The following is a 26,233-nucleotide window of genomic DNA, read 5'->3' as shown; positions in this document are numbered from 1 at the left end:
TCAGGGAATATACGGTTCCGCTCGGCTGTGCGAGCCCGTTCGGTTGAGCGCGGTAGCGGAATAGCGACCTCGCAGTGCCGCGCGACTGCGCCGTCGCAAACCCGCCAGCGTCGGCGGCGATGCGGTGCTGGACTTCGACGAGTAGCTCATCACTCGATCGGAGACTCAGTGACGTTCGCCCTCAACCTGTTTCGCACGGATCCCGCGGCTCCGCCGGCCAACCGGTGGCTGGCCGTGGTGTCCATCATGGCGGGGATCTTCGCGATCGTGACCGCCGAGATCCTTCCCATCGGGCTCCTGCTGCCGATCGCATCGGAGTTCGGGGTGACGCCCGGAGTCTCCGGCGTGATGATGACCGTGCCCGGGTTCGTGGCCGCGGTGGCGGCGCCGCTGGCGACCGTGGCCACCGCCCGGGTCGACCGGCGCACGATGTTGATGGTGTGGACGGCGTTGCTGGTCGCCTCGAACCTGATCTGCGCCGTCGCGCAGGATTTCTGGATGATCCTCGCCGCGCGCGTCCTGGTGGGCGTGGTGATCGGCGGTTTCTGGTCCATCGGCGCCGGCCTGTCCGGTCGTCTCGTCGAGACCCGGCAAGTCGCCCGGGCCACGTCGACCATCTTCCTGGCGGTGCCCCTGGGATCGGTTCTTGGTGTCCCACTGGGCACATTCGTCGCAGACGTCGCAGGCTGGCGCGCCGCGTTCGTCGGCCTGACCGCCCTGTCGGCCGTCGTGCTGATCGCGTTGGCGTGCACCGTTCCCGCACTTCCCGCCGCGGAGGCGACGCGGCTCTCGGTGCTCGGTCGGCTGCTGCGTGTCCGCGACATCCGGGTCGGCCTGCTGATCACGTTCCTGGTCGTCCTCGCGCACTTCGGCACCTACACCTATGTGTCGGCGTTCCTGACCGAGGTGACGGGCATCGGATTGGCGGCGGTCAGCGCGCTGCTGCTGCTGTACGGCGCGGCGGGGTTGGCGGGCAACGCCATCGCCGGTGTGGCCCTGGGGCGCAGCGTGGGTGCCACCTTCGGGTGCGCGGCCGCACTGATTGCCATTGCGACGCTGCTGCTGCCCGTCATCGGCGGTCATGTCGCCGGCGCGGTACTGCTGCTGCTGTTGTGGGGCGTGGGCTATGGCGCGGTGCCCGCGTGCAGCCAGACGTGGCTGGCGCGTGCGTCCGGCGGAGCCGACGAGGCGGCCACGGTGCTTTTCACCACCTCGTTCCAGGCGACCATCTCGATCGGTGCGCTACTGGGCGGGGTGCTCCTCGACGGGGTGTCGGTGGTGGCGCTGATGGTGGCGGGCGGCGCGGTCGCGGCGGTGGCGTCAGTCGTCGTCGGGTTACTAGGCTCGAAGAGGTGACGACCCGCGTCGATGAGTTCGAGGGGCTGCGTTCGCATCTGCTTGCAGTGGCGTACCGGCTCACTGGCACGTTCGCGGACGCCGAGGACGCGGTCCAGGACGCCTGGCTGCGTTGGGACGCGCTGGGTTCCAAGCGCGACGGCATCATCGACGCCCGGGCGTGGTTGACCACAGTTGTCAGCCGCATCGGACTGGACCGGCTGCGGTCGGCGGCGCACCGGCGCGAGACATATGTCGGGGAGTGGCTGCCCGAACCGGTCGTGACGCCGCTCGACGGCTCGGATCCACTGGCCGCGGTGGTCGCCGACGAGGACGCGCGGTTCGCCGCGATGGTCGTGCTGGAGCGGCTCACCCCCGACCAGCGGGTCGCGTTCGTTCTGCACGACGGCTTCTCGGTGCCGTTCGGCGAGATTGCCGCCGTGCTCGACGTCAGCGAGGCCTCGGCACGCCAACTCGCCTCACGCGCGCGCCGGTCGGTGGTCGGTGCGCAGGCGCCGCCCCGCGACTCGTCTCATAACGAGGTCGTCGGCAAGCTGATGGCGGCCATGGCGAGCGGTGACCTGAACGCCGTCGTCGCCGTGCTTGCGCCCGACATCACCTTCACCGGGGACTCGAATCGTATGGCGCCCACCGCTGCCCGCGTCATCCACGGATCCGACAAGGTGGCCAGGTTCATCCTCGGTCTGGTGTCGCGGTACGGCCCGAGGATCTTCGAGGCCCCGCAGTTGGCACTCATCAACGGCGAACTTGGCATCTACAACGACAGGTTCGACACCGACGGGCAGTGGCCCGAGTTGGCGCCGCGCATCCAGGCGCTGACCGTGCGCGACGGTCTGGTGTGCGCGATCTGGGACGTCGCCAACCCGGACAAGTTCACCGCGTCGCCGCTGGCTAGCCGTTCGAGTCAGCCCACGGAACCCGGCACGCGTCACCGGAATTGAAGCCCTGCTCGGTGATTCCGAGTGCGGTGTTCATCCGGGCCCGCATGTTCTCGACGCCGATCTGGTAGGTCAACTCCATCACGCCCTTGTCACCGAAGCGTCGCCTCAGGTCCTCGACCTGTTCGTCGGTGACGTTGTGCGGATCGGTGGTCATGGCGTCGGCGTAGGCGATGGCGGCGCGCTCGTCGTCGGAGAAGTGCGAGGAGGTGGCGTAGTCGTCGATGTGCTTCAGCCGCGCCATGTCCAGGCCCTCCATGCGCATCAGCATCGATCCGAAGTCCACGCACCAGGAGCAGCCGACGCAGCGGGCCGTCCAATAGACGGCGAGTTCGCGGATGTTGGCGGGCAGCGTTCTCGACGCCTTCTCCAACATGCCCTCGTGTGCGGCGCCGGTGACCAGAAGGCCCGTGTGGTGGGCGTAGATCGTGAACGGTTCGGGGACCTCGCCGTAGCGGCGCTTGGCGTAGCGCCACATCAGCCGCGTCACGAGCGGGGCCTTCTTGGGGGATAGCGGTGCGATTCTCGTGGTCATACCCCTCAGACGAGACAGCTCGTCGATGTGTGACCGCCGAGCGTGCACAAGATGGCGAGACTTTGCGGATTTCTCGTAATCTTGTTCACGTTCGGCGGGGGGTCAGCGAGTCTTCTTCTGCTCGGCCTTGACCAGACCGCCGCCGATGATGAGTCGCTGGATCTCGCTGGTGCCCTCGTACAGACGCAGGAGTCGGACCTCCCGGTAGATCCGTTCCACAGGGACCTCGCGCATGTAGCCGGTGCCGCCGTGCACCTGCACCGCGAGGTCGGCGACGTTACCGGCCATCTCGGTGCAGAACAGCTTGGCTGCCGACGGGGCGATCCGGCGGTCCTCGCCCGACACCCATTTGGCGGCGGCGTCGCGGACCAATGCGCGGCCCGCCATCACCCCGGTCTGCTGGTCGGCGAGCATGGCCTGCACCAGCTGAAAGCTGCCGATCGGTTGACCGCCCTGGGTGGCCGCGGCGGCGTAGGCCACCGACTCGTCGAGCGCCCGCTGGGCTGCGCCGACGGCGAGCGCGGCGATGTGCACCCGGCCGCGGGCCAGCGATGTCATCGCGGCGCGGTAGCCGACGTCCTCACTGCCACCGATCAGCGCGTTGTCGGAGACCCGCACGTCGGTGAAGCTGACATCGGCGGTCCAGGCGCCCTCCTGACCCATCTTGGCGTCCTTGGGGCTGACCTCGATGCCCGCGGCGTCGGCGGGCACCAGGAACACCGCGATCCCGGGGCCGGCATCGTCGGCCGGCCGGGTGCGGGCGAACACGACGAACAGATTGGCAGTCGGGGCGTTGGTGATGAAGCGCTTCTGCCCATTGATCACCCAGTCGTCGCCGTCGCGGACCGCCTTGGTGCGCAGGCCAGCCGGGTTCGACCCGGCGCCGGGCTCGGTCAGTGCGAAGGACGCCACCACATCCCCGGAGGCGATCCCCTCCAGCCACATGCTCTTCTGCTCCTCGGTGCCGAAGCCCACCAGCACCTGACCGGCGATGCCGTTGTTGGTGCCGAACATCGACCGCAGGGCCAGCGAGGTATAGCCGAATTCCATTGCCAGCTCGACATCCTGGGCGAGGTTGAGGCCCAGGCCGCCCCACTGCTGGGGGATGGCGTAGCCGAACAGCCCCATCGCCTTGGCTTGGTCGCGAAGCTCGTCGGGCACCTTGTCGTTGGCCAGAATCTCGTTCTCGCGCGGTACGACGGCGCTGCGGATGAAGGTGCGGGTCTGCGCCAGGATCTCCTTGAAGTCCTCGTCGCTGACGTCGTCGGCGACCGGGGTGCCACTCGCGGTGGGGGTCACAGAGGACTCCTTAGTTGTCTCGGCTGGTGGTCTCGCAGCGCGGCGGAACCGTGCGTCATTTTCGTATATGAAAATGCTATCGTATACGAAAATGCGGCCGTCGACGGTGGCGAAACCACAGGAATATCGAGTTAGGACAGGTGATCAGGTGTCGTTACTGGCCGGCCAGACTGCAGTCGTGACAGGTGGTGCCCAGGGCCTCGGCCTCGCCATCGCGCAGCGCTTCATCTCCGAAGGTGCCCGGGTGGTGCTCGGTGACCTCAATCTGGAGGCGACGGAGGCAGCTGTCGAACAGCTCGGCGGCGCCGATGTCGCCACCGCGGTGCAGTGCGACGTGACTCGCGCGTCCGACGTCGACGCGCTGGTCGCAGCGGCAGTCGATCGGTTCGGCAGCCTCGACATCATGGTGAACAATGCCGGCATCACGCGTGACGCGACTCTGCGCAAGATGACGGAGGACCAGTTCGACCAGGTCATAGCGGTCCACCTCAAGGGCACCTGGAACGGCCTCAAATCGGCCGCGGCGATCATGCGGGAGAACAAGTCTGGCGCGATCGTCAACATGTCGTCTATCTCGGGCAAGGTCGGCCTGGTCGGCCAGACCAACTACTCAGCAGCCAAGGCCGGCATCGTCGGGATGACCAAGGCCGCGGCCAAGGAGCTGGCGCACCTCGGTGTGCGGGTCAACGCGATCCAGCCGGGCCTGATCCGCTCGGCGATGACTGAGGCCATGCCGCAACGGATCTGGGATCAGAAGCTCGCCGAGATTCCGATCGGCCGGGCCGGAGAGCCAGACGAGGTCGCCAAGGTGGCGCTGTTCCTCGCCAGCGATCTGTCGTCGTACATGACCGGGACCGTGCTCGAAGTGACTGGAGGTCGGCACGTATGAGCACCCGCGATGTCGTCATCTGTGAACCTGTCCGCACCCCGATCGGTCGATACGGTGGCGTGTTCGGATCTTTGACCGCCGTGGATCTCGGCGTGACGGCGCTCAAGGGACTGCTGGAGCGCACCGGGGTCGCACCCGATCAGGTGCAGGATGTGATTCTCGGGCACTGCTATCCGAACAGCGAGGCTCCTGCGATCGGCCGGGTGGTGGCACTCGATGCCGGTCTGCCCGTCACCGTTCCCGGTATGCAGGTGGATCGCCGATGCGGATCCGGTCTGCAGGCCGTCATCCAGGCTTGTCTGCAGGTCGGCAGTGGTGACAACGATCTGGTCGTCGCCGGCGGCGCGGAGAGCATGAGCAATGTCGCGTTCTACTCCACGGACATGCGATGGGGTGCACGCGCTGGTGTCCAGATCCATGACGGACTGGCACGTGGACGGACCACCGCGGGCGGGCGGGACTACCCGGTGCCCGGCGGAATGCTGGAGACCGCCGAGAATCTGCGCCGTCAGTACGGCATCACCCGCGCCGAGCAGGATGAGCTCGCCGTCAGCTCCCATCAGCGTGCTGTCGCCGCCCAGGCCGAAGGCGTGCTGGCCGAGGAGATCATTCCGGTCACGGTCCACACCCGCAAGGGGGAACAGGTCGTCGACACCGACGAGCACCCCCGTGCCGACACCACGGTGGAGACGCTTGCCAAGCTCAAACCGGTTCTGCTCAAACAGGATCCGGAGGCGACCGTGACGGCGGGCAACTCCAGCGGCCAGAATGACGCGGCGTCGATGTGCATCGTGACCACCGTCGAGAGGGCCGCCGAACTTGGCCTGACGCCATTGGTGCGGATGGTCTCCTGGGGGTCGGCCGGAGTTGCGCCCAACATCATGGGTATCGGCCCGGTCCCTGCCACCGAGGTGGCCCTGGCCAAGGCCGGACTGCAACTGGCTGATATCGACCTCATCGAGCTCAATGAGGCGTTCGCGGCCCAGGCGCTGGCGGTGATGAAGGAGTGGAAGTTCGGTGCGGCCGACCACGAGCGCACCAACGTTCGCGGCTCGGGCATCTCACTCGGACATCCCGTCAGCGCGACCGGCGGGCGGATGCTCGCGACCCTGGCCCGGGAGCTGCACCGGCGCGGGGCGCGCTACGGACTGGAGACCATGTGCATCGGCGGCGGCCAGGGGTTGGCCGCCGTCTTCGAGAGGATCGCGCCATGACCAAACTGGCACAGACTTTGGGTCTGACCGAGATTCAGGCCGAGATCGTCTCGACGGTAAGGCAATTCGTCGACAAGGAGATCATCCCTGTCGCCCAGGAGCTGGAGCACTCCGACACCTACCCGCAGGCCATCGTCGACCAGATGAAGGAGATGGGCCTGTTCGGGTTGATGATTCCCGAGGAGTACGGCGGGCTCGGCGAGTCGCTGCTGACCTACGCACTGTGCGTCGAGGAGCTGGCCCGCGGCTGGATGAGCGTGTCCGGCGTCATCAACACCCACTTCATCGTGGCGTACATGATCCGTCAGCACGGCACCGATGCGCAGAAGCAGCGGTTTCTGCCGCGCATGGCGACCGGTGAGGTCCGCGGCGCGTTCTCCATGTCGGAGCCCGAACTGGGATCTGATGTCGCGGCGATCCGCACCAAGGGCGTCCGCGATGCGGACGGCAACTACACCATCACCGGCCAGAAGATGTGGCTGACCAACGGTGGAAGCTCGACCCTGGTCGCCGCATTGGTGAAAACCGATGAGGGAGCGGACAAACCGCACCGAAACCTGACGGCCTTCCTGATCGAGAAGCCGGCCGGATTCGGAGAGGTGATGCCCGGCCTGACCATCCCGGGCAAGCTCGACAAGCTCGGCTACAAGGGCATCGACACCACCGAGCTGATCTTCGACGGTTATCGCGCCGACGCGGACGACGTCCTCGGCGGTGTGGCCGGGCAGGGTTTCTTCCAGATGATGGACGGCGTCGAGGTCGGCCGAGTCAACGTCTCGGCCCGTGCCTGCGGCGTCGGCATCCGCGCCTTCGAACTCGCCATTCGCTATGCGCAGCAACGGGAGACGTTCGGCAAGCTGATCGCCGACCACCAGGCCATCGCCTTCCAGCTGGCCGAGATGGCCACCAAGGTCGAGGCCGCGCACCTGATGATGGTCAACGCGGCGCGGCTGAAGGACTCCGGTGAGCGCAACGATGTCGCCGCCGGGATGGCCAAGTACCTGGCCAGTGAGTTCTGTGCCGAGGTCACTCAGCAGAGCTTCCGGATTCACGGTGGCTACGGCTACTCCAAGGAGTACGAGATCGAACGGCTGATGCGGGACGCCCCATTCCTCCTCATCGGCGAGGGCACCAGTGAGATCCAGAAGAACATCATCAGCAAGCGGTTGCTGGCCGACTACCGGATCTGACCGGTGACCGCTTCGGATACAACGGCGCCGCAGCTGGCCGACGACGTGGCTCGACTGGTACGCCGGCGGATATTCGACGGCACCTACCCGGCAGGGAAGTACGTCCGTCTCGAGCAGCTCGCGGCGGAACTGGGTATCAGCGTGACGCCCGTGCGCGAAGCACTGTTCGGTCTGCAGGCTGAGGGACTGCTGACTCAGCAGCCCCGACGTGGCTTCGCGGTGTTACCCGTCACTCGCCGAGACATCGACGATGTCGCCGGAGTGCAGGGCCACATCGGCGGTGAGCTGGCGGCGCGCGCCGCCACGCACATCACCGATGATCAGATCGCAGAACTCGAACGCCTCCAGGCGCAGCTCGAGGACGCGCATGCCCAGAATGACCAGGATCGGGCGGTCCGGCTCAACCACGAGTTCCACCGCGGCGTGAACATCGCCGCTCAGTCCCCGAAGCTGGCGCAGCTGATGTCCCAGATCACTCGGTACGCACTGGAATCAGTGTTCCCGACAGTCGACGGCTGGGCCGAACAGTCCATGCACGATCACCGGCGTGTGCTGACGGCGCTGAGGGAGCGCGACGGCGAATCGGCCCGCGCGGCAATGGCCGAGCATCTTTGTGCGGGAGCACAACCGCTCATTGATCACCTAGCCGGGCTGGGTGTGCTGGAGTAGGCCCCGCACTCCCTGACCCGGCCCGCCGAACGTGAAGAAGATGGCGAAACTTCGCGGATTCCTCGCAATCTTCCTCACATTCGGCGGGGATGGAACGCGGCGGGCCTGTGCACCGTCCTATCCACATGCCATTTCTGGGGAGTGAGGCGCTCGCGGCGGGCGCCGTCAACCGATATCAGCTGAACACCAGCCACGACATGCTGCACCGCGATGTGTTCGTGCCGCGCGGGGCGGTGCTCACCCCCGTCGACAAGGCGGTGGCGGCATGGCTGTGGTCGGGACGACGCGGGGTGGTGGCGGGCCTCTCGGCTGCGGCGCTGCACGGATCGATGTGGATCGATGCGAACCTGCCCGCCGAGCTGAATCAGCCCAGCAGGCACAAGACCACCGGCATCATCCTGCACAGCGACCACCTCGCGGAGGACGACGTCGGTGTGCTCGACAGCATCCGGGTGACGACACCGGCACGCACCGTATTCGATCTCGGTCGCCAGCACGGACTGGTGACCGCGGTCATCCGGGTCGATGCGCTCCTGCAGACCGGGGAGCTGAAACTGTCTGACGTGCAGACGCTTGTCGATTCGCATCGCGGTGCACGCGGTGTGGTCCAGCTGCGCCGCGTGCTCGATCTGGCCGACTACGGCGCCGAGTCGCCGCAGGAGACCCGGCTGCGGCTGCTGCTGACCTTCGCGGGTATGCGTCCCTCGGCAACGCAGATTGAGGTGTTCGACGAGTACGACCAGTTCGTGGGGCGACTCGACATGGGCTGGCCGGAATGGAAGGTCGGCGTCCAGTACGACGGGAAGCAGCACTGGGACGACCCTGTGCAGCGTGCCCGCGACATCGATCAGGGCGTCGCCTACGCCGAGCTGGGCTGGCGCATCGTCCGTGTTGGCGCCGACCTTATGCGGTACCGGGAGGCCACTGTCATCGGGCGGACCCGGGCAGCGTTACAGGCCGCAGGTGGACCTTTCTAAAGTGCGCCCAACGTGAACAAGATTGCGAGGAATTCGTGAGAACTCGCCATCTAGTTGACGTTCGACGCAGGGAAATCTAGCGCGCGAACATCAGCGCGCGCTTGACCTCTTGAATCGCCTTGGTGACCTGGATGCCACGGGGGCAGGCTTCGGTGCAGTTGAACGTGGTGCGGCAACGCCACACGCCATCGACCTCGTTGAGGATGTCGAGGCGCTCGGCGGCGGCCTCGTCGCGGCTGTCGAAGATGAACCGGTGGGCGTTGACGATCGCCGCGGGCCCGAAGTAGGAGCCCTCACTCCAGAACACCGGGCAGCTCGTCGTGCAGCACGCGCAGAGGATGCACTTGGTGGTGTCGTCGTAGCGCGCCCGGTCGGTCTGGCTCTGAATGCGCTCGCGGGTGGGCTCGTTGCCGCTGGTGATCAGGAACGGCTTGACCGCACGGAACGCGTCGAAGAACGGCTCCATGTCGACGACGAGGTCCTTCTCCACCGGCAGCCCGCGGATCGGCTCGATCGTGATGGTCAGCTGCTTGCTTGCCTTCTTGGGCAGCATGTCGCGCATCAGCACCTTGCACGCCAGCCGGTTCACACCGTTGATGCGCATGGCGTCCGAACCGCACACGCCGTGGGCGCACGACCGGCGGAAGGTCAGCGTTCCGTCGAGGTACCACTTCACGTAGTGCAGCAGGTTCAGCAGTCGGTCCGTGGGCAGACACGGCACGCGGAAGCTCTGGAAGCCCGCGCCGTCGGGATCCTCGGGGTTGAACCGTGCGATCTTCAGGGTCACCATCACCGCACCCTCGGGCACGGGGGGTTCCTGCTGATCGACCTTGTCGATGACTGGTGCGCTCATCGTCAGTACTTCCGTTCCATCGGCTCATATCGGGTCTGGACGACGGGCTTGTAGTCCAGCCGAATGTCGGACAGTAGGTCGGTGCCTTCTTTGTAGGCCATGGTGTGACGCATGTAGTTGGTGTCGTCGCGGTTCGGGTAGTCCTCGCGAGCGTGGCCGCCGCGGGACTCCTTGCGGTTCAGCGCGCCCACCACGGTGACCTCCGCCAGCTCCAGCAGGAAGCCGAGTTCGATGGCCTCGAGAAGGTCGCTGTTGTAGCGCTTGCCCTTGTCCTGCACCGTGATTCGCGAGTAGCGCTCCTTCAGTGCGTGGATGTCGGTGAGCGCCTGCTTCAACGTCTCCTCGGTGCGGAACACCGCGGCGTTGTTGTCCATCGACTGCTGCAGCGCTCCGCGGATGTCGGCGACGCGCTCGTTGCCGTGCTCGGAGAGGATGTCGCCGACCCAGCCGGTCACCATGCTCGCCGGAGTCTCGGGGAGGTCGACGAAGTCGTGTCCCAGCGCGTAGTTCGCGGCGGCGATACCGGCGCGACGGCCGAACACGTTGATGTCCAGCAGCGAGTTGGTGCCCAGTCGGTTGGAGCCGTGCACCGACACGCAGGCGCACTCGCCCGCGGCGTACAGGCCGGGCACGACCGAGTTGTTGTCGCGCAGCACCTGGCCGTGCACCGTCGTGGGGATACCGCCCATGACGTAGTGGCAGGTCGGGTACACCGGCACCAGCTCGGTGACCGGGTCGACGCCGAGGTAGGTGCGGGCGAACTCGGTGATGTCGGGCAGCTTGGCCTCGAGGACGTCGGCGCCGAGGTGGCGCACGTCGATGTAGACGTAGTCCTTGTTGGGTCCGGCACCGCGGCCCTCGAGCACCTCGAGCACCATTGAGCGGGCCACGATGTCGCGCGGCGCGAGGTCGACGATCGTCGGCGCATAGCGCTCCATGAACCGCTCACCGTCGGCGTTGAGCAGGCGACCGCCCTCACCGCGCACGGCTTCGGAGATCAGGATGCCCAGGCCGGCTAGGCCTGTCGGGTGGAACTGGTGGAACTCCATGTCCTCCAAGGGAAGTCCCTTGCGGAACACGATGCCAAGGCCGTCACCCGTCAACGTGTGCGCGTTGGAGGTGGTCTTGTACATGCGACCCGACCCGCCGGTGGCGAACACGATCGCCTTGGCGTGGAAGACGTGGATGTCGCCGGTCGCCAGTTCGTAGGCGACGATGCCCGTGGCCACCGGGCCGCCGGGGGTCTCCGACAGGACGAGGTCCAGCGCGTAGAACTCGTTGAAGAACTCGACGTCGTGCTTGACGCAGTTTTGGTAGAGCGTCTGCAGGATCATGTGGCCGGTGCGGTCGGCGGCGTAACAGGCGCGGCGGACGGGGGCCTTGCCGTGGTCCCGGGTGTGCCCGCCGAAGCGGCGCTGGTCGATACGGCCCTCTGGGGTGCGGTTGAACGGCATCCCCATCTTCTCGAGGTCATAGACCGCGTCGATGGCCTCCTTGCACATGATCTCGACCGCGTCCTGGTCGGCGAGGTAGTCGCCGCCCTTGACGGTGTCGAACGTGTGCCACTCCCAGTTGTCGTCCTCGACGTTGGCCAGTGCTGCACACATGCCACCCTGCGCGGCGCCGGTGTGGCTGCGCGTCGGGTAGAGCTTGGTCAGGACGGCAGTGCGCGCCCGGGGGCCGGCCTCGACAGCGGCGCGCATCCCTGCGCCGCCGGCGCCCACGATCACAACGTCGTATCGGTGTTCGATCAGCATTTGCAGGACTCCTGGGTCAAGAGATGTTCGCGTCGAATGTCAGCAGCACATACGTGCCCAGAACCAGGGTGAACACAATCGAGAGCAACAGCACCGTGTTCAGCCAGAACTTCGTCGAGTCCTTGCGGGTGTAGTCGGCGATGATCGTGCGCATGCCGTTGCCGCCGTGCAGCTGCGCCAGCCAGAGCAGCAGCAGGTCCCAGGTCTGCCAGAACGGCGAGGACCAGCGCTGCGCGACGTAGTTGAAGTCGATCCGGTAGACGCCGTTCTCCCACATCAACATGATGAAGAGGTGTCCGAGCGCAAGGAAGATCAGGACGACACCGGACATCCGCATGAACAGCCAGGCGTACTTCTCGAAGTTCGGCATTCCGCCGCGACTCCGCGGTGCACGCGGATTGTCCAGGCTGGCGGGCCGGTCGAAGGCGCGCTGCATGACCGGCGCGGGGCCGCCGCGCTCGGTCACGTGGTCGTAGGGGTTCTCCACCGAGGGGCTCATAGGAATCGCTCCACCATGTGCATGCCGATCACTCCAAGCGAGGCAATGAGGACGGCGATGAACACGCCGGCGACGATCCACAGCATCTTGCGCTGATGCCTCGGGCCGTCCTTCCAGAAGTCGATCAGGATGATCCTGACGCCATTGAGGGCGTGGTAGAGCACGGCAGCCACCAGGCCGATCTCCATGAGCCCGACGATCGGCGTCTTGTAGGTCTCGATGACCTGGTTGTAGGCCTCGGGGCTGACGCGGACCAGCGCGGTGTCCAGCACGTGGACGAAGAGGAAGAAGAAGATCGTGGCGCCGGTGATGCGGTGCAGCACCCACGACCACATGCCCGGGTCGCCGCGATACAAGGTGCGGCGGCGCGGGGGTGACGAACGCGGGGCCGGTATGGCCGAATCCGCGGCTGTCGCTGTACTCATCTCCGACCCTCCAACGTCATCGGTGGACTTCGGAATCCCGTCGTAACCGGTAGCGCAAAGCCATCGATTCGAACTGCCCGAAACCACGGGGGACTCTAATCCCAAATGTCCCACTGAAAGAACTAGCGTGGAAGGGCGGATGACCCACTGGCGTAGAAAGTTAGGGTCACCTATCTAGCTATTCGAGCCGCTCGAGAGGTTCTTCGGAATGCATTCAGAAGATGGACGGAAGGCCTGATATGGCAACGGAAATCGACTGGAAGAATCTGCGGCACAACGCAATTAGTGTTTCCAAGCTGGCCTATGCGCCATATTCCGGCTTTCCGGTGGGGGCGGCCGCGCTGACCGACGATGGTCGTGTGGTGGTCGGTTGCAATGTGGAGAATGTCTCATATGGCCTAGGTCTCTGTGCCGAGTGTTCTGTGGTCTGCGCGATGCACTCCAGCGGGGGCGGCCGGCTCGTCGCACTGGCGTGTGTGGACGGTTCCGGCACGTTGCTCATGCCGTGCGGACGGTGTCGGCAGGTGCTGCTCGAGCATGGCGGTCCCGGCATGCTGATCGACCATCCGGCTGGGCCACGCACGCTCGGTGAACTGCTGCCCGACGCGTTCGGCCCCGACGATCTCGACCGGGTGCAGCGTGAGGGGCAATCGCAGTGACCCAGTTCACATTCGATGCTCAGGACGCAGGGTCGCATCTCGATGCTCAGGACGCAGGGTCGCATCTCGATGCTCCGTCCGTCATCCGGACCAAGCGCGACGGCGGTGTCCTGTCCGACGCCGCGATCGACTGGGTCATCGACGGCTACACCCACGGTCGGGTGCACCCGGAGCAGATGTCGGCGCTGTTGATGGCCATCTTCCTGCGCGGCATGGAGACCGGCGAGATCGCCCGCTGGACGGCGGCCATGATCGCCTCGGGGGAGCGGTTCGACTTCGGCGACCTCCGGCGTGGCGGCAAGCCATTGGCGTTGGTGGACAAGCACTCCACCGGCGGGGTCGGCGACAAGATCACCATCCCGCTGGTGCCGGTGGTGATGGCGTGCGGCGCGGCGGTGCCCCAGGCGGCCGGACGCGGCCTCGGGCACACCGGCGGCACCCTGGACAAGCTCGAGGCCATCGCCGGCTTCACCGCGGAGATCTCAAAAGACCAAATCCGCCAACAACTTCAGACCATCGGCGCCGCAGTGTTCGCTGCAGGGGACCTGGCGCCGGCGGACCGCAAGATCTACGCGCTGCGCGACGTCACGGGCACCACTGAGTCGCTACCGCTGATCGCGAGTTCGGTGATGAGCAAGAAGCTCGCCGAGGGCGCCCGCGCACTGGTGCTGGACTCCAAGGTGGGCAGGGGCGCCTTCCTCAAGACCGAGGCGCAGTCGCGCGAGCTGGCCCGCACGATGGTCGACCTGGGGACGGCCTACGGGGTGCCCACCCGGGCGCTGCTCACCGATATGAACCGCCCGCTGGGCCTAGCCGTGGGCAATGCCGTCGAGGTCGCCGAGTCGATCGACGTGCTGGCCGGTGGCGGCCCCGCCGACGTGGTGGAGCTGACCCTGGCGCTGGCCCGCGAGATGCTCGACGCCGCCGGGGTCGACGGGATCGACCCCGCGGACACGCTGGCCGACGGCACCGCGATGGACCGGTTCCGCGCGCTGGTCGCCGCCCAGGGCGGCGACCTGGACCAGCCGCTGCCCGTCGGGGCGTACTCCGAGACGATCACGGCGCCCCACGGCGGCACGATGGGGGACATCGACGCGATGGCGGTGGGTCTTGCGGTGTGGCGGCTCGGGGCCGGCAGGTCGGCGCCGGGCGAGAACGTGCAGTTCGGCGCGGGTATGAGGATTCACCGCAGGCCAGGTGAGCCCGTCGCCGCAGGTGAGACGTTGTTCACGCTCTACACCGACACCCCGCAGCGCTACCCGGGTGCAATCGCCGAACTCGACGGCGGGTGGAGCGTCAGCGGCCCCGGGGAGCAGCCACCCGATATCGGCCCGCTCATCATCGATCGGATCACTCGCTGACAACCACGGTGTTCCGGCCGCCCCTTTTGGCACCGTAGAGAGCCTCGTCAGCGCGGGTGAGAATCGCGTCGATCGAATCCGCAGTCCGCGCCACGGTGACGCCCACGCTGACGGTGACGGGGATCAACGCGTCGGCAGCGTCCTGGGTCAGATGCTGGTGTGCGATGGCGTCGCGGAGCTGGTCGGCGAATCGTTGGGCGTCCGAAAGCTCGGTGCCGGGTAGTGCGAGGGCGAACTCCTCGCCGCCGATCCTGGCCGCCAACTCACCCTCCTTCAGCCGCGTCTGGCAGGTGAGCGCGATTGCGATCAACACCGAATCGCCTGCCGCGTGGCCGTGTTCGTCGTTGATGCGTTTGAAGTGGTCCACGTCGAAGACCACGACCGCCACCGGACCGTCGCGTTCGGTCCTCCTCCTGAGTTCGTGTTGCAGGCTCTCGACGAAGTGTCGGCGATTCGCCAAGGGCACCAACGAATCGAGGCGTGCGAGATCGTCGAGCCGCTCGACCAACACTCGACGCTCCTCGAACATCGCAAACAGCATCAACGAGAAGATGGAGGCCGTGGCGATGAAGAAGCTGACATAGGCGAGGCGGTCGGGAACGTCGAGATGTGACAGGAAACCGGTTCCGACCGCTCCCGCCCACGTGATGGCCGGTGCGATCAGGACGTTCGCAGTGGTGACGCCACGCAGGCCACGCCGAAGCCCGATCCAGACCAGCAGCGGATAGGTCACGCCGAGCACCAGCAACGGGTAGATGGTCAACTTGGTCGCGGCGAGGCCCAGCAGACCGATTGCCAGCGCGCTGACAAGTAGGTCGTAGCTCGACTTCGGCCGGCGCGAAACGCCCCGGATCGCCCAGGCGAGTAGCAACGGTGCGAACAACATCTGTCCCACGGAGTTGCCGACCCACCAGTGAATCCAAGCCGGGGCGATCGCACTCGGGTCGGCAAGCGGGCGCTGGATTCCCTGAATCCAGAACGACTGCCACGCGTCCGGAATCCACTCCGCGGGTGTAGCGCCGATCGCCCAGAGCACGCTGACCCCTCCGGTGGCGCTGATCGGCTGCAAGATCAGGAAGACCAACGCGACGAACAGGAGGACATCGCGCGGCCGGGCGAACTGCGGCGAGATCCTCCAGCGCGCGAACAGAATCGCGCCGAGGGCGCATTCCAGGCTGTTCACCAGCCCGACGGCGGCACCGCCCAGCACCGACGGCCCGGACCAGATGGACAGGATCGTCTGCCCGACAAGCACGCCCCATGCGACACGCGGCCCGAACAGGATGCAGAAAGCCAAGGCGATGCCCTCGGGCGCGAAGACGACACTCGTGACATTGCTGTTCTCGACCGACACCGCGAAGGTGAGCCGACCCAGCACAACGTAGGCGAACGCCAGTACCAGAGCCGCGAGTGCGGTGTGTCTTGGGTTCGACCGAATCCGCTCGATCGCGCTCGTCCACATGGTGGTGCGGATATTAGTGGGGAGCAGGCTAGTCACCGGCCGACCACCACCATGTCCCGGCCACCTCGTTTCGCGTCGTACAGGGCGTCGTCGGCGCGGTTGAGGAAGTCATCGAGGGAATCACCCGGCTGCAGGGCGGCGACACCCACGCTGATGGTTATGGCAGCGGCCGCAGTTTCGTCAGGGGCCACGAGGTGCTGCGCAGCGATGGCGCTGCGGAGCCGATCGGCGAATTGTTGCGCGTCGGAGACGTCGGTGTCGGGGAGCACGATGGCGAACTCCTCGCCACCGATCCGAGCGGCGATGTCGGTGTCGCGTAGCAGTGCCTTGCACGTGTTGGCGACGGCGATGAGTACCCGGTCGCCGGCCGCGTGACCATTGGCGTCGTTGATCTGCTTGAAGTGGTCGATGTCGAATGTTATTGCCGCCAAAGGGCTGCCACGTGCGGTTGCCTGCTGGATGAGTGGTTCCAGCCGCTCGACGAAGTGGCGTCGGTTATCCAGCGGAACCAGCGAGTCCTCGCGTGCGAGACGAGCCAGCCGTTCGACCAGCAGTCGGCGCTCCTCGAACATCGCGAACAGCATCAACGAGAAGAGGATGAAGGCGGTCGCGACGAAGAACCCGACGTAGGCGAGGCGATCCGGAACGCTGAGATGGTCCAGGAACTTCTTGGCGGAGGTACCGGCCCAGAGCACGGCTGGCGTGATGACGACGTTGGCGGTGGTCACACCGCGCAGGCCGCGGCGTAACCCGATCAGCACGAGCAACGGGCAGGTCACTCCAAGTACCAGCACCGGGTGAATGGGCAACACGGTGGCTGCTATTCCCGTCATTCCGATGACCAGTGCGCTGGTGAGCAGATCACCGCGGGTATCGGGCCGCCGCCAGGTCCCCTTCGTGGCCCAGGCCAGCAGCAGTGGGGCGACCAGGATTTGGCCGAGAGAGTTTCCGATCCACCAGTGAATCCACGCCGACGGGAGCTGACTCGAATCGGAGATCGGGCGTTGCATCCCGTGAACCCAGATGGCGTCCCAGCCGCTGGGGATCCATTCGTCGGGGGTGATCCCAACTCCCCACAACACGCTCACGCCGGCGGTCGCACTGATGGGCTGCAGAATCAGGAACACCAGGGCGACGAACAGGGCCACGTCGCGCGGGCTGCCGAACTGCGGCGATATCCGCCAGCGCGCGAACAGCACCGCGCCGAGCATGCCCTCGAGGCTGTTCACCAGCCCGATGGCGGCACCGCCCAGCACCGACGGACCCGTCCAGATCGACAGGATGGTCTGGCCGAGGAACACGCCCCACGCGACGCGCGGCCCGAACAGAATGCAGAACGCCAAGGCGATGCCCTCTGGCGCGAAGACGACGCTGGTGACGTTGCTGTGTTCAACGGATACGGAGAATGTCAGCCGGCCGAGCAGCACGTACAAGCTCGCGAGCACCATTGCGGCGACTGCGGTAGCCCGTCGACTCGAGCGAACACGCTCGACAGCGGGTATCCACATTCGGCGATCGTAGCTGCGAGCAACGCTCGCCTGCGCTTGAATCGTCAACCAACTGTTCGGGAATGACGAGCCATCCTGACGCGCTTTCGTTTGCTGGGAGAGTGTTCAGCTGTCGACCGCGAGTTCGGGCCCGGGGCAGCCGCAGTGGGTCGCAGTGTTTGCCATGTCTCGAGGTCGCTGCGCGACGGCGGCGAAAACGGCACTGCTACAGCACCGGGAGCTGATCATCACCCGAACATTGAGTGTGCAGCGGCCCGAATACCGCGCCGTCGCCGGAGTTGTTGCGCAAGATGGGGAGATGACGACACTCCTGACGTTGGATTCGATCAGGCAAGCACCCAAGGCACTGTTGCACGATCACCTCGACGGCGGGCTTCGCCCGGCGACCGTGGTGGAGCTGGCCGACCAGTTCGGTTACGCAGAGTTGCCGGCCACCGACGTCGACGAGCTGGCGATGTGGTTCAAGACGCAGGCCCACAGCGGGTCGCTGGTGCGCTACCTCGAGCCCTTCGCGCACACTGTCGGCGTCATGCAGAACCCGGAGGCGCTACACCGTGTCGCCTACGAGTGCGCCGAGGATCTGGCGGCCGACTCGGTGGTCTACGCCGAGGTGCGGTTCGCTCCCGAACTCCACATCGACAACGGGCTGTCGTTGGACGAGGTGGTCGACGCGGTGTTGGCGGGCTTCGCCGACGGAGCCAAGGCCGCGTCTGCCGCGGGCAAGCCCATCACCGTGCGCTGCCTGGTGACCGCGATGCGCCATGCCGCCCGGTCACGTGAGATCGCCGAACTCGCGGTCAGATTCCGGGACCGGGGCGTCGTCGGCTTCGACATCGCGGGCGCCGAGGCGGGATACCCGCCCACCCGGCATCTCGACGCGTTCGAGTACATGCGAGGCAACAACGCGCGGTTCACGATTCATGCCGGCGAGGCGTTCGGCCTGCCGTCGATCCACGAGGCGATCGCGTTCTGTGGCGCGGACCGGCTTGGACACGGCGTGCGGATCGTCGATGACATAGAAACCATGCCCGACGGTTCGATGCGGCTGGGCAGGTTGGCATCCATCCTGCGGGACAAGCGAATTCCCTTCGAGATGTGCCCCAGCAGCAATGTTCAGACCGGTGCGGCGCCCAGCATCGAGGGCCACCCGTTCGACATGCTGGCGCGGCTGCGGTTCCGGGTCACCGTCAACACCGATAACCGGTTGATGAGCGACACCACGATGAGCCAGGAGATGCTGCGTCTGGTCGAGGCCTTCGGCTACGGCTGGAGCGACCTCGAGCGGTTCACCATCAATGCGATGAAGTCGGCGTTCATCCCGTTCGACGAGCGCCTCGCCATTATCGATGACGTCATCAAACCGCGATACGCCGTGCTGGTCGGGTGATCACGGCGGGCGCTACTCGGCGCGCAGCCGCGATTCGACGAAGGTCTCCAGGTCCTCCCACTGCGCCACGGCCTTGGCGTACGGCGCGGGGGGCTTGCTGACGGTGGCGGCGTCCAGCACGTGGGCGACGAACCGGCCCAGCGGCTGGTCGGCGTCCAGGGCCGTGTCGACGGCGGGGTCCTCGGCGTAGTCGGCCACGTCGCGCAGCAGTTCCACCGCGAGGTCGAGCTGATCGCGATCCACGGCCTCGGGACCGTCGGCGATATCGTCGGCGAGGCCGCTCAACACGTAGATGTTCTCGTCGAGGACGTCGATCTGCAGCGAGCCGTCGGTGGCGGCGGTGCGGATGTCGTCGTAGGAGTCGAACCCGGAGAGATCGTTCTCGTGCTCGTCGGCCAGGAACCGCGCCAGTGATCGCTCGGAGCTGAAGACGCTGATTCGGCCGTTGCGGCCGAGGAACTTCGGCTCGTCACCGACGTAGCAGCGCAGCGTGTAGAACGTGCCGCCGCGGCTCATGATGCGGATGGGATCGATGCCGACGCGGGTCCAGAAGTCCTCGTCGCTGCCCAGCACCTGGTCCTCGGCGTGGGCCGCGAGCGCGTCGACCTCCTCGTCGGTGTCGACGACGTCATCGATCACCGGCTCCTCGGCCTCGGGCTCCGGTGCGGGTTCGGCGAGTTCTTCCTCGGCCTTCTTCACCGCGGCCGAGTTGACGTCGGGTGTCGTGATGATCTCGTCGATGGCGTCGACGACGCCATCCCAACTACGACCGATCGCGGCCTCGATCTCGGCCCAGCGCTTGCGGCCGGGCCGCCCGTCGAACGCGTCGATACCGCCGCCGAGTGAGCCCAGCACCGGGTTGCCGTTGAAGAACTTCGTGACGGCCGTCAGATCGCACACCGAGCCGAGGGCCTGAACGAACGACAGCGCCTCGAGAAGCGACTTCACCGACTCCTCGGTGGGCTTCTCGGCGACCGCGTCGGGCACACCGATGAGGTCGTAGGTGTGGCGATCGTCTGGGTCGCAACGGTGCGCGTTCGCCTCGGTGAGCGCCGTCCACGCCGGATGGTCGACCAGGTCGTTGTCCGTGTCGGTCCGGACGAACGCCGTCAGGTCGGCGACCGATTCGAAGGCGTAGAGGTCCTCGTCCTTGCCGAGGAATCCCTGCCACTCGTCGTCGGAATCACGCCACGACGGCGCCCACAACGTGTACAGATCGCCCTTGGTCAGCCCGAGCCGAACCGGCACGATTTCTGCAGCCATGCGGCACAGCCTAACTACGTCGCTCGAGCGCTTCGATGGTCACCGGTCGAAGTCCCGCCCGCGAGCATCCCGACGACCGAGGTGGCCAACTACTTGTATCGGCAAGAACTGCTGGTCAGGGACGTGCTCACGTGCCTACTCTGGGTGAACGCTGGACCTTTCCGTGGTGGGGGGATGACATGAGTGGTTATCGGACGGTGCTGGTCGGGACGGATGGTTCGGAGTCCTCACTGCGTGCGGTGAGCCGCGCAGGCGGGCTCGCCGCGGACACGGACGCGAAGCTGATCATTGCCACGGGGTACTTCCGCGACGCTGAGGATTCGCGCGCGGCCGACGTCCTCAAGGAGGACGCGTACATGGTGAAGGGCAACGCTCCGATCTACGCGGTGTTGCGTGAGGCTCACGCCCGCGCCGCGGCGGCAGGGGCGACCAACGTCGAGGAGCGGTCGATCGAGGATGCCCCGGTGCACGCCTTGGTCCACCTCGCCGAGGAAGTCAAGGCCGACCTGCTGGTGGTCGGCAATGTGGGCCTGAACGCGCGGCGCGCCATCCTCGGGCGGTTGTTCTCGGTCGCAGGCCAGGTATCGACGAAGGCCAAATCCGACGTTCTGATCGTCCACACCACCGACTGACCAAACGGTCATGACCGTTCCCTGCGGGTCGTGTGGCACCGAATTGGGCGCAACGGCCAAGTTCTGCGGTGAGTGCGGTACATCGGTCGTAGGCGACACCCAATCCGCGGAGTACAAGCAGGTCACCGTTCTCTTCGCCGATGTGGTGCACTCAATGGACATTGCCGCGGCGCTCGGAGCCGAGCGCTTGCGCGAGATCATGGCCGAACTCGCCGACCGTGCGGCGCTGAAGGTGCACCGCTACGGCGGGACGGTCGCTCATTTCACCGGCGACGGCATCATGGCGGTCTTCGGCGCTCCGATTGCGTTGGAGGACCACGCAGAACGTGCCTGCCTAGCCGCGCTTGCCATCCAGGAGGAGGTACGCAAGCAGGCGGCCACGGTGCAGGGCCGCGATGGTGTGGATCTGCAGTTGCGTGTGGGTTTGAACTCGGGTCAGGTGATAGCCGGCGAGATCGGTTCTAGCGCTTTCGGTTACACCGCGATGGGTGAGCAGGTCGGGTTGGCGCAGCGGATGGAGTCGATAGCTCCCGCGGGCGGTGTGATGCTCAGCGAGTCCACTGCGCGGCTGGTCGAGGGCGCGGCAGTGTTCGGTGAACCGGAGATGGCCCAGTTGAAGGGCCGGGAGGCTCCCACGGTGACCCGTCGCCTTCTGGGTATCACGTCGCCGGAACGGAACGACGCAACGCGCACCATGCTGGTCGGGCGTGAGCTAGAGCTGAGAACCGTTGTCGGCCTGCTGGAACGGTCGGTGAGTGGGCGCGGATGCGTGGTTTGTGTGGAAGGCCCGGCGGGAATCGGCAAGACCAGACTCGTCGACGAACTCGTCTCGCTCGCAAAGGCACGCGGTATCGAGGTCGTGTCGACGTTCTGCGAATCACATTCCACGGAAATACCTTTCAACGTGGTGACGCGCTTGCTGCGAGCATCTCTCGGGATCCGCGGCCTCGCGGATGAGGAGGCTCGTTCGCGTGTCCGATCCCAGTTCTCCGACGCTGATCCACACGATCTGGTGCTCCTGGATGATCTTCTCGGCGTCGCTGATCCCGCGGTGAACCTTCCGAGAATCGATCCGGATGCCCGGCGACGCCGGCTGACCGCACTGATCAGTACGGCGTTGTTGACCAAGGTGACACCGAGCGTGTTCGTCCTAGAGGACGTGCATTGGATCGATGTGATCAGCGAGTCAATGCTCGCTGACGTCGTCACGGTCATCCCGCAGACGTCGACGATGGTCTTGGCCACCTACCGCACCGATTACGAGGGAGCGTTCGCGCGGGTGCACGGCGTGCAGGCCATTGGTCTTGTGCCGCTTTCTCGTTCGGAATCCGAGGGGTTGATCGCTCGATTGTTGGGCGATGACCCCTCGATTGCCGAGTTGGCGGGGTCAATAGCGGAACGAGCCGGTGGCAATCCGTATTTCGCGCATGAGATCGTGCGAGACCTCAATGAGCGCGGTGTGTTGGAAGGGCAACCGGGGTCCTACGTGTGCCGAACAGGCGTTGGCGTGCCGAGTGTTCCCGCAACCCTGCAGGCTGCCCTGGCCGCACGGATCGATCGCCTGGCCCCGCGAGCCAAGCGGACCTTGACCGCAGCTGCGGTGATCGGGTCGCGCTTCGACACCGAACTGCTGGAGATGCTCGTCGCCGATCCAATGCTCGATGAACTGGTCAGGGCAGAACTGATCGACCAGGTGAGGTTCATTCCGCGCGCGGTGTATGCGTTTCATCATTCGTTGATTCGCACGGTTGCCTATGACGCGCAACTGAAGACGGACCGTGCGGAGCTGCATCGGCGGCTGGCTCGGGCGATCGGTGAGCGCGGTGCAGAGGATCTCGACGCGAATGCGGCGGTGATAGCCGACCATTTGGGTGCTGCTGGTGACTTCCGTGATGCCTACCAATGGCATATGCGTGCTGGAGGGTGGTTGGCCAAGCGGGATATCGCCGCTGCGAGGCTGAGTTGGGAGAACGCGCGCCAAATTGCCGATGCGCTGGCCACCGACGTCCCGGACCGCACCGCGATGCGTGTCGCCCCCCGAGGCATGCTGTGCGCGAGTGCCTGGCGAGTTCGTGCACGCAGTTTTGAGCAGGAGTTCGAGGAGCTGCGACGGCTGTGCGCAGCGAGCGGCGACAAGGCTTCGCTGGCCATCGCCATGGCGGGGGGCATCATGGGGCATGTCGCCTACGGCCGGGTGCGCGAGGCGTCGCAGATGGCATCCGAACAAATGGCGCTGCTCGACTCGGTTGGTGACTCCACTTTGACGATCGGGCTGTCGTTTGCGGCGATCATCGGGAAACACGCAGCCGGCGACGTGGCCGACATGCTGCGATGGTCTCAGGCCGTCATCGACCTGGCAGACGGAGATCCGACGAGGGGCGATCTCATCATCGGCGCACCGCTGGCGTGGGCGCTCGCAACGCGCAGCGTCGCGAGATGGGTTGCGGGGCTTGCAGGGTGGCGTGAGGACTTTGATGAGGCGGTGGAGATGGCCCGCCGGGTCGATCCGGTGTCACACACCTATGTGGTCTATGCGACATACGGCTTGGCGATCCCGTTCGGTGTTCTGTTGGCGGACGACCACGCGCTTCACGTCATCAACGAGGCACTGCTGAACGCCCGCGGCTGGGCTGATGATTCGGCGCTGCTCAACGCCCAGATGGCACTTGGCCTGGCGCTGATGTATCGAGACTCTCCGGCGGATCGCCAACGCGGACTCGAAGTGCTTGCGCAAGTCCGTGAATCGTCCGGCGACATGATGTTCCAGGCTCCGCTCATCAACTTGTACTTCGCGCGGGCGAGGGCCGACGACGGCGATCTCGACGGTGCTGTGCCCCTGTTACGGGCAGCAATTGAGGAATCGCTTCGAACGGGGCAGCCCGGCACCTTCGTGTTGACCAGCCAAGTGTTCGTGGAAGCGCTTATTGAGCACGGGGATGACAGCTATCTGGTCGAAGCGGCCAACACCATCGAGCGAGTGGCGGCGGCGATCGGCGTTGGCAGCCTCTCGACGGTCGGTGTCATAGTCCTGCGGCTCCGGGCACTCCTGGCGTATCGGCTCGGCGATGAGACCGCCTATCGCCGGCATCGGCAGCACCACCGCGAGGCCGCCACCGCGATAGGTCTCGAGGGGCACATGCAATGGGCCGAGTCGATGCCGGACTCCATTCAAGCCGTAGGCCGCCAGAACCCCTGAAAGCCCTGTCCCGCATTGGTGGTGCGGATCGACGAGAGCTGCACCGGGTCGCCCGCCTCGACCATCAGGCCGTCACCCACGATCATCGCGACGTGGCCATCCCAGACGGCGAGGTCTCCCGGGCGCAAGGATCCGCGGTCGACCGCCGACCCGATGTCCTGCTCCTGGGCGAGCCTGGGAATCTCCAGTCCGGCCTCTCGGTAAGCCCACTGGGTCAGTGCGCTGCAGTCCAATCCGACGCCCGGCGTGGTGCCGCCCCAGTCGTAGGGCACACCCAGTTGAGTCAGCGCGTGCCGCACGGCACTCGCGGCAACGGCGTTGGGCGCGGTTGCCGTCTCCCCGCCGGGCAGCTGGACCTCGGTACCGCTGCCGAACACGCCGGGGTCCGACGGGGTGGCCAGGTCGGGCACGCCGCGGCCGGCGGCCGCCCCCAGATCCGGCGACCCGCCGAACGGTGCTGCGCTTGACCCAAAACCAGCACCCGCGCCCGAGCCGACACCCGCGCCGGAGCCCAGGCCCCACCCGCGCGCTCCCGGGATCGGTGGCGAGGTCGCGGTGGGGCCGGCCGGTGCGGCGACCTGGGTGGCGTGCGAGTCCAGTTCGGCGGTCAGCTCATCGACCACCGCGTTCGCCTCATCGAGCGCCCGTCGTGCCGCGTCTGCGAGTTCCTCGGCGGCACCGGGGGCGTCCAGCGTGGTCTCCAACGCGTCGACGCGGGCCTCGAACTCCTCGATGATCGAGTCGAGCCGGACGCGCGCGCGGGCCACCGCTTCGGCCGCGCGTGCGGCGGAGGTGCTGAGATGTTCGGCGCGCAGTGACAGGGCGTCGATCTCCGCGATGGTCGCCTCGACGAACTCACCTGCCGCGTCGGCAGCTGTTCCGGTCCATCCCGGGCTCGTCGCGTCCCACGACCGCCCCGCGGCGACCGAGACTCCGCCCAGGGCATCGCGCACATCGGCCAGCGCCGCCACCGTCTCGGACGGCGCATCGCCCGTCCCCAGCAGCGCCCGCACCTCGCGCAGGGGTGCCGACAACGCCGTCGCCAGCGTGCTCGGCACCGTCAGACCCCGACGGACCCGACGGCACGCCCCACCCGCCGGTCGGTGGCGTCGAATGACGACGCGGCCGCGGTGGTCGACCCGCCGGCGGTCGCCAGCCGCTCGCCCAGCTCCGCCACTGCACGTGCGCCGCGTGTCAGCTCGTCGCTCAAAGCGGTGAGGAAGCGAGCACCGACTGGGCCGAACGCATCGGTCGACGGACTGGCTGCGACCAGCCGGGAGGCGGTATCGGCCAGATCGGCGGCGTGGCGGGACTGGGCTGCGGCGAGGAGGCGAAGCGCGGAAGTGTCGGCGTGCACGTTGTTATGACGACGTCGGAGGCCAGTCGGTTCCATTAGGGTTCCTGCGCATGGACGTCCGGGTCATCGATCATCCCCTCGCTGCGGCGCGGCTTACCACGCTGCGCGACGAGCGCACCGACAACGCCGGCTTCCGGTCGGCGCTACGCGACCTGACGATGATGTTGGTCTACGAGGCCACCCGCGAGGCCGCCGCCGAGTCGATCCCCGTTCGCACTCCGGTGACTGACACCACCGGATCGCGGCTGGCCACACCGCCGCTGCTGGTGCCGGTACTGCGCGCTGGCCTCGGCATGGTCGACCAGGCGCACGCGCTGATCCCGGAGGCCCGGGTCGGGTTCGTCGGTATCGCCCGCGACGAGACAACCCATCAGCCGACGCCCTACCTGGAGTCGCTGCCCGAGGACCTGTCGGCGCAGCCGGTGATGGTCCTTGACCCGATGCTGGCCACCGGGGGATCGATGGCCCACACACTGCGGCTGCTGCTCGCTCGCAATGCCGTCGACGTCACCGCGGTGTGCGTGGTGTGCGCACCGGCGGGCATCGCGGCGATCGAGCGGGTGGTGCCGGGGCTGCGGCTGTTCACCGCGGCCATCGACGACGGCCTCAACGAGGCCGCCTACATCGTGCCGGGCCTCGGCGACGCGGGGGATCGGCAGTTCGGCCCGCGCTAAAGGCGGACCGGTCGCAGGGGAGGACCATGCGGGTTGTGGGGCGTCATCAAAAATGTGGCTCTTGTGCCACATTCGTGGGTAGTTGATCGTTTCGAAACGGCCGCACGCCGTTCCCCATCTAGGTTTTTGGCTT

At 66.6% G+C, this 26,233-nt stretch carries 24 protein-coding genes; 13 read left to right on the top strand and 11 right to left on the bottom strand.

What is annotated here, in order from left to right; translation table 11 throughout:
• The first annotated feature begins 168 nt into the window (after positions 1 to 168).
• Both ACZY0X_RS00120 and ACZY0X_RS00115 read left to right on the top strand, forming a co-directional pair.
• Positions 169 to 1,356 carry an MFS transporter gene (locus ACZY0X_RS00120; protein ID WP_463767593.1) on the top strand — a complete coding sequence of 396 codons (1,188 nt, stop codon included), beginning with the start codon at positions 169 to 171 and terminating at the stop codon, positions 1,354 to 1,356.
• Positions 1,353 to 2,297 (top strand): sigma-70 family RNA polymerase sigma factor, encoded by a 945-nt coding sequence (locus ACZY0X_RS00115; RefSeq protein ID WP_463767592.1) that lies wholly within the window; start codon positions 1,353 to 1,355, stop codon positions 2,295 to 2,297. Before ACZY0X_RS00120 ends, ACZY0X_RS00115 begins: the two co-directional genes overlap by 4 nt.
• On the opposite strand, the gene ACZY0X_RS00110 is transcribed toward ACZY0X_RS00115, so the two are convergent.
• Both ACZY0X_RS00110 and ACZY0X_RS00105 read right to left on the bottom strand, forming a co-directional pair.
• A complete protein-coding gene (locus ACZY0X_RS00110) occupies positions 2,248 to 2,829 on the bottom strand; it encodes a carboxymuconolactone decarboxylase family protein (protein ID WP_463767591.1) in 582 nt (193 codons plus the stop codon). The two genes, ACZY0X_RS00115 and ACZY0X_RS00110, sit on opposite strands and share 50 nt — an antisense overlap.
• Positions 2,830 to 2,931: 102 nt before the next feature.
• Positions 2,932 to 4,128, bottom strand: a complete 1,197-nt coding sequence (locus ACZY0X_RS00105) for an acyl-CoA dehydrogenase family protein (protein WP_463767590.1) — start codon at positions 4,126 to 4,128, stop codon at positions 2,932 to 2,934.
• A 91-nt stretch (positions 4,129 to 4,219) separates the two neighbouring features.
• Between ACZY0X_RS00105 and fabG the strand changes: the two genes are divergently transcribed.
• The 5 genes from fabG (at position 4,220) to ACZY0X_RS00080 (ending at position 9,067) form a co-directional block, all read left to right on the top strand.
• Complete coding sequence (fabG, locus tag ACZY0X_RS00100) at positions 4,220 to 5,017, top strand: 3-oxoacyl-ACP reductase FabG (RefSeq protein ID WP_463767589.1); 798 nt, start codon at positions 4,220 to 4,222, stop codon at positions 5,015 to 5,017.
• The gene (locus ACZY0X_RS00095) at positions 5,014 to 6,231 is read left to right on the top strand and encodes an acetyl-CoA C-acetyltransferase (protein ID WP_463767588.1); all 1,218 of its coding nucleotides are present in this window, start codon (positions 5,014 to 5,016) and stop codon (positions 6,229 to 6,231) included. The genes fabG and ACZY0X_RS00095 overlap by 4 nt, the downstream gene beginning before the upstream one ends.
• Positions 6,228 to 7,421, top strand: coding sequence for an acyl-CoA dehydrogenase family protein (locus ACZY0X_RS00090; RefSeq protein ID WP_463767587.1), 1,194 nt, complete (start codon positions 6,228 to 6,230; stop codon positions 7,419 to 7,421). The genes ACZY0X_RS00095 and ACZY0X_RS00090 overlap by 4 nt, the downstream gene beginning before the upstream one ends.
• Positions 7,422 to 7,424: 3 nt before the next feature.
• Positions 7,425 to 8,090: a GntR family transcriptional regulator gene (locus ACZY0X_RS00085; RefSeq protein WP_463767586.1), complete on the top strand. Its 666-nt coding sequence runs from the start codon at positions 7,425 to 7,427 to the stop codon at positions 8,088 to 8,090.
• A gap of 125 nt (positions 8,091 to 8,215) precedes the next feature.
• Positions 8,216 to 9,067, top strand: coding sequence for a hypothetical protein (locus ACZY0X_RS00080; protein ID WP_463767585.1), 852 nt, complete (start codon positions 8,216 to 8,218; stop codon positions 9,065 to 9,067).
• Between the two features lie 76 nt (positions 9,068 to 9,143).
• On the opposite strand, the gene ACZY0X_RS00075 is transcribed toward ACZY0X_RS00080, so the two are convergent.
• The 4 genes from ACZY0X_RS00075 to sdhC are packed head-to-tail and all read right to left on the bottom strand — an operon-like array spanning position 9,144 to position 12,601.
• The gene (locus ACZY0X_RS00075) at positions 9,144 to 9,920 is read right to left on the bottom strand and encodes a succinate dehydrogenase iron-sulfur subunit (RefSeq protein ID WP_463767584.1); all 777 of its coding nucleotides are present in this window, start codon (positions 9,918 to 9,920) and stop codon (positions 9,144 to 9,146) included.
• Positions 9,921 to 9,922: 2 nt separating this feature from the next.
• On the bottom strand, positions 9,923 to 11,677 hold the full coding sequence (sdhA, locus tag ACZY0X_RS00070; RefSeq protein ID WP_354525296.1) for a succinate dehydrogenase flavoprotein subunit: 1,755 nt from the start codon (positions 11,675 to 11,677) through the stop codon (positions 9,923 to 9,925).
• Positions 11,678 to 11,693: 16 nt separating this feature from the next.
• Positions 11,694 to 12,176 carry a succinate dehydrogenase hydrophobic membrane anchor subunit gene (locus ACZY0X_RS00065; protein ID WP_463767583.1) on the bottom strand — a complete coding sequence of 161 codons (483 nt, stop codon included), beginning with the start codon at positions 12,174 to 12,176 and terminating at the stop codon, positions 11,694 to 11,696.
• A complete protein-coding gene (gene sdhC / locus ACZY0X_RS00060) occupies positions 12,173 to 12,601 on the bottom strand; it encodes a succinate dehydrogenase, cytochrome b556 subunit (RefSeq protein ID WP_241400550.1) in 429 nt (142 codons plus the stop codon). The genes ACZY0X_RS00065 and sdhC overlap by 4 nt, the downstream gene beginning before the upstream one ends.
• A gap of 239 nt (positions 12,602 to 12,840) precedes the next feature.
• Between sdhC and ACZY0X_RS00055 the strand changes: the two genes are divergently transcribed.
• Together ACZY0X_RS00055 and ACZY0X_RS00050 are read left to right on the top strand one after the other, a co-directional pair.
• Positions 12,841 to 13,260: a cytidine deaminase gene (locus ACZY0X_RS00055; RefSeq protein WP_463767581.1), complete on the top strand. Its 420-nt coding sequence runs from the start codon at positions 12,841 to 12,843 to the stop codon at positions 13,258 to 13,260.
• Positions 13,257 to 14,621: a thymidine phosphorylase gene (locus ACZY0X_RS00050; protein ID WP_463767580.1), complete on the top strand. Its 1,365-nt coding sequence runs from the start codon at positions 13,257 to 13,259 to the stop codon at positions 14,619 to 14,621. The genes ACZY0X_RS00055 and ACZY0X_RS00050 overlap by 4 nt, the downstream gene beginning before the upstream one ends.
• Here ACZY0X_RS00050 and ACZY0X_RS00045 read toward each other — a convergent pair.
• Positions 14,611 to 16,119: a sensor domain-containing diguanylate cyclase gene (locus ACZY0X_RS00045; protein WP_463767579.1), complete on the bottom strand. Its 1,509-nt coding sequence runs from the start codon at positions 16,117 to 16,119 to the stop codon at positions 14,611 to 14,613. The two genes, ACZY0X_RS00050 and ACZY0X_RS00045, sit on opposite strands and share 11 nt — an antisense overlap.
• Positions 16,116 to 17,591: a sensor domain-containing diguanylate cyclase gene (locus tag ACZY0X_RS00040; protein WP_463767578.1), complete on the bottom strand. Its 1,476-nt coding sequence runs from the start codon at positions 17,589 to 17,591 to the stop codon at positions 16,116 to 16,118. The genes ACZY0X_RS00045 and ACZY0X_RS00040 overlap by 4 nt, the downstream gene beginning before the upstream one ends.
• 298 nt (positions 17,592 to 17,889) lie before the next feature.
• Between ACZY0X_RS00040 and ACZY0X_RS00035 the strand changes: the two genes are divergently transcribed.
• Positions 17,890 to 18,978, top strand: coding sequence for an adenosine deaminase (locus tag ACZY0X_RS00035; protein ID WP_463767577.1), 1,089 nt, complete (start codon positions 17,890 to 17,892; stop codon positions 18,976 to 18,978).
• A gap of 12 nt (positions 18,979 to 18,990) precedes the next feature.
• On the opposite strand, the gene satS is transcribed toward ACZY0X_RS00035, so the two are convergent.
• Positions 18,991 to 20,241: a protein export chaperone SatS gene (gene satS, locus ACZY0X_RS00030; RefSeq protein ID WP_463767576.1), complete on the bottom strand. Its 1,251-nt coding sequence runs from the start codon at positions 20,239 to 20,241 to the stop codon at positions 18,991 to 18,993.
• A gap of 179 nt (positions 20,242 to 20,420) precedes the next feature.
• Here satS and ACZY0X_RS00025 point away from each other — a divergent pair, with 179 nt between their 5' ends.
• Both ACZY0X_RS00025 and ACZY0X_RS00020 read left to right on the top strand, forming a co-directional pair.
• A complete protein-coding gene (locus ACZY0X_RS00025) occupies positions 20,421 to 20,873 on the top strand; it encodes a universal stress protein (protein WP_463767575.1) in 453 nt (150 codons plus the stop codon).
• Positions 20,874 to 20,883: 10 nt separating this feature from the next.
• A complete protein-coding gene (locus ACZY0X_RS00020; RefSeq protein WP_463767573.1) occupies positions 20,884 to 24,069 on the top strand; it encodes an adenylate/guanylate cyclase domain-containing protein in 3,186 nt (1,061 codons plus the stop codon).
• Here ACZY0X_RS00020 and ACZY0X_RS00015 read toward each other — a convergent pair.
• Positions 24,042 to 25,127 carry a C40 family peptidase gene (locus ACZY0X_RS00015; RefSeq protein ID WP_463767572.1) on the bottom strand — a complete coding sequence of 362 codons (1,086 nt, stop codon included), beginning with the start codon at positions 25,125 to 25,127 and terminating at the stop codon, positions 24,042 to 24,044. The two genes, ACZY0X_RS00020 and ACZY0X_RS00015, sit on opposite strands and share 28 nt — an antisense overlap.
• Positions 25,128 to 25,129: 2 nt before the next feature.
• Positions 25,130 to 25,426 carry a hypothetical protein gene (locus ACZY0X_RS00010; protein ID WP_463767571.1) on the bottom strand — a complete coding sequence of 99 codons (297 nt, stop codon included), beginning with the start codon at positions 25,424 to 25,426 and terminating at the stop codon, positions 25,130 to 25,132.
• Between the two features lie 50 nt (positions 25,427 to 25,476).
• On the opposite strand from ACZY0X_RS00010, the gene upp reads away from it, so the two are divergent.
• A complete protein-coding gene (gene upp, locus ACZY0X_RS00005) occupies positions 25,477 to 26,100 on the top strand; it encodes a uracil phosphoribosyltransferase (RefSeq protein WP_463767570.1) in 624 nt (207 codons plus the stop codon).
• Positions 26,101 to 26,233 lie beyond the last annotated feature (133 nt).

Source organism: Mycobacterium sp. IDUB_39, from assembly GCF_055419205.1.
This window is presented reverse-complemented; position numbering and strand designations above follow the sequence as displayed.

Bases quoted from the DNA above. Each gene is read 5' to 3' on its own strand.
- ACZY0X_RS00110 (WP_463767591.1), bottom strand. From the start codon at position 2,829: ATGACCACGAGAATCGCACCGCTATCCCCCAAGAAGGCCCCGCTCGTG.
- fabG (WP_463767589.1), top strand. From the start codon at position 4,220: ATGCGGCCGTCGACGGTGGCGAAACCACAGGAATATCGAGTTAGGACA.
- ACZY0X_RS00095 (WP_463767588.1), top strand. From the start codon at position 5,014: ATGAGCACCCGCGATGTCGTCATCTGTGAACCTGTCCGCACCCCGATC.
- ACZY0X_RS00090 (WP_463767587.1), top strand. From the start codon at position 6,228: ATGACCAAACTGGCACAGACTTTGGGTCTGACCGAGATTCAGGCCGAG.
- ACZY0X_RS00080 (WP_463767585.1), top strand. From the start codon at position 8,216: ATGCCATTTCTGGGGAGTGAGGCGCTCGCGGCGGGCGCCGTCAACCGA.
- ACZY0X_RS00075 (WP_463767584.1), bottom strand. From the start codon at position 9,920: ATGAGCGCACCAGTCATCGACAAGGTCGATCAGCAGGAACCCCCCGTG.
- sdhA (WP_354525296.1), bottom strand. From the start codon at position 11,677: ATGCTGATCGAACACCGATACGACGTTGTGATCGTGGGCGCCGGCGGC.
- ACZY0X_RS00065 (WP_463767583.1), bottom strand. From the start codon at position 12,176: ATGAGCCCCTCGGTGGAGAACCCCTACGACCACGTGACCGAGCGCGGC.
- sdhC (WP_241400550.1), bottom strand. From the start codon at position 12,601: ATGAGTACAGCGACAGCCGCGGATTCGGCCATACCGGCCCCGCGTTCG.
- ACZY0X_RS00055 (WP_463767581.1), top strand. From the start codon at position 12,841: ATGGCAACGGAAATCGACTGGAAGAATCTGCGGCACAACGCAATTAGT.
- ACZY0X_RS00040 (WP_463767578.1), bottom strand. From the start codon at position 17,591: ATGTGGATACCCGCTGTCGAGCGTGTTCGCTCGAGTCGACGGGCTACC.
- ACZY0X_RS00035 (WP_463767577.1), top strand. From the start codon at position 17,890: ATGACGACACTCCTGACGTTGGATTCGATCAGGCAAGCACCCAAGGCA.
- satS (WP_463767576.1), bottom strand. From the start codon at position 20,241: ATGGCTGCAGAAATCGTGCCGGTTCGGCTCGGGCTGACCAAGGGCGAT.
- ACZY0X_RS00025 (WP_463767575.1), top strand. From the start codon at position 20,421: ATGAGTGGTTATCGGACGGTGCTGGTCGGGACGGATGGTTCGGAGTCC.
- ACZY0X_RS00020 (WP_463767573.1), top strand. From the start codon at position 20,884: ATGACCGTTCCCTGCGGGTCGTGTGGCACCGAATTGGGCGCAACGGCC.
- upp (WP_463767570.1), top strand. From the start codon at position 25,477: ATGGACGTCCGGGTCATCGATCATCCCCTCGCTGCGGCGCGGCTTACC.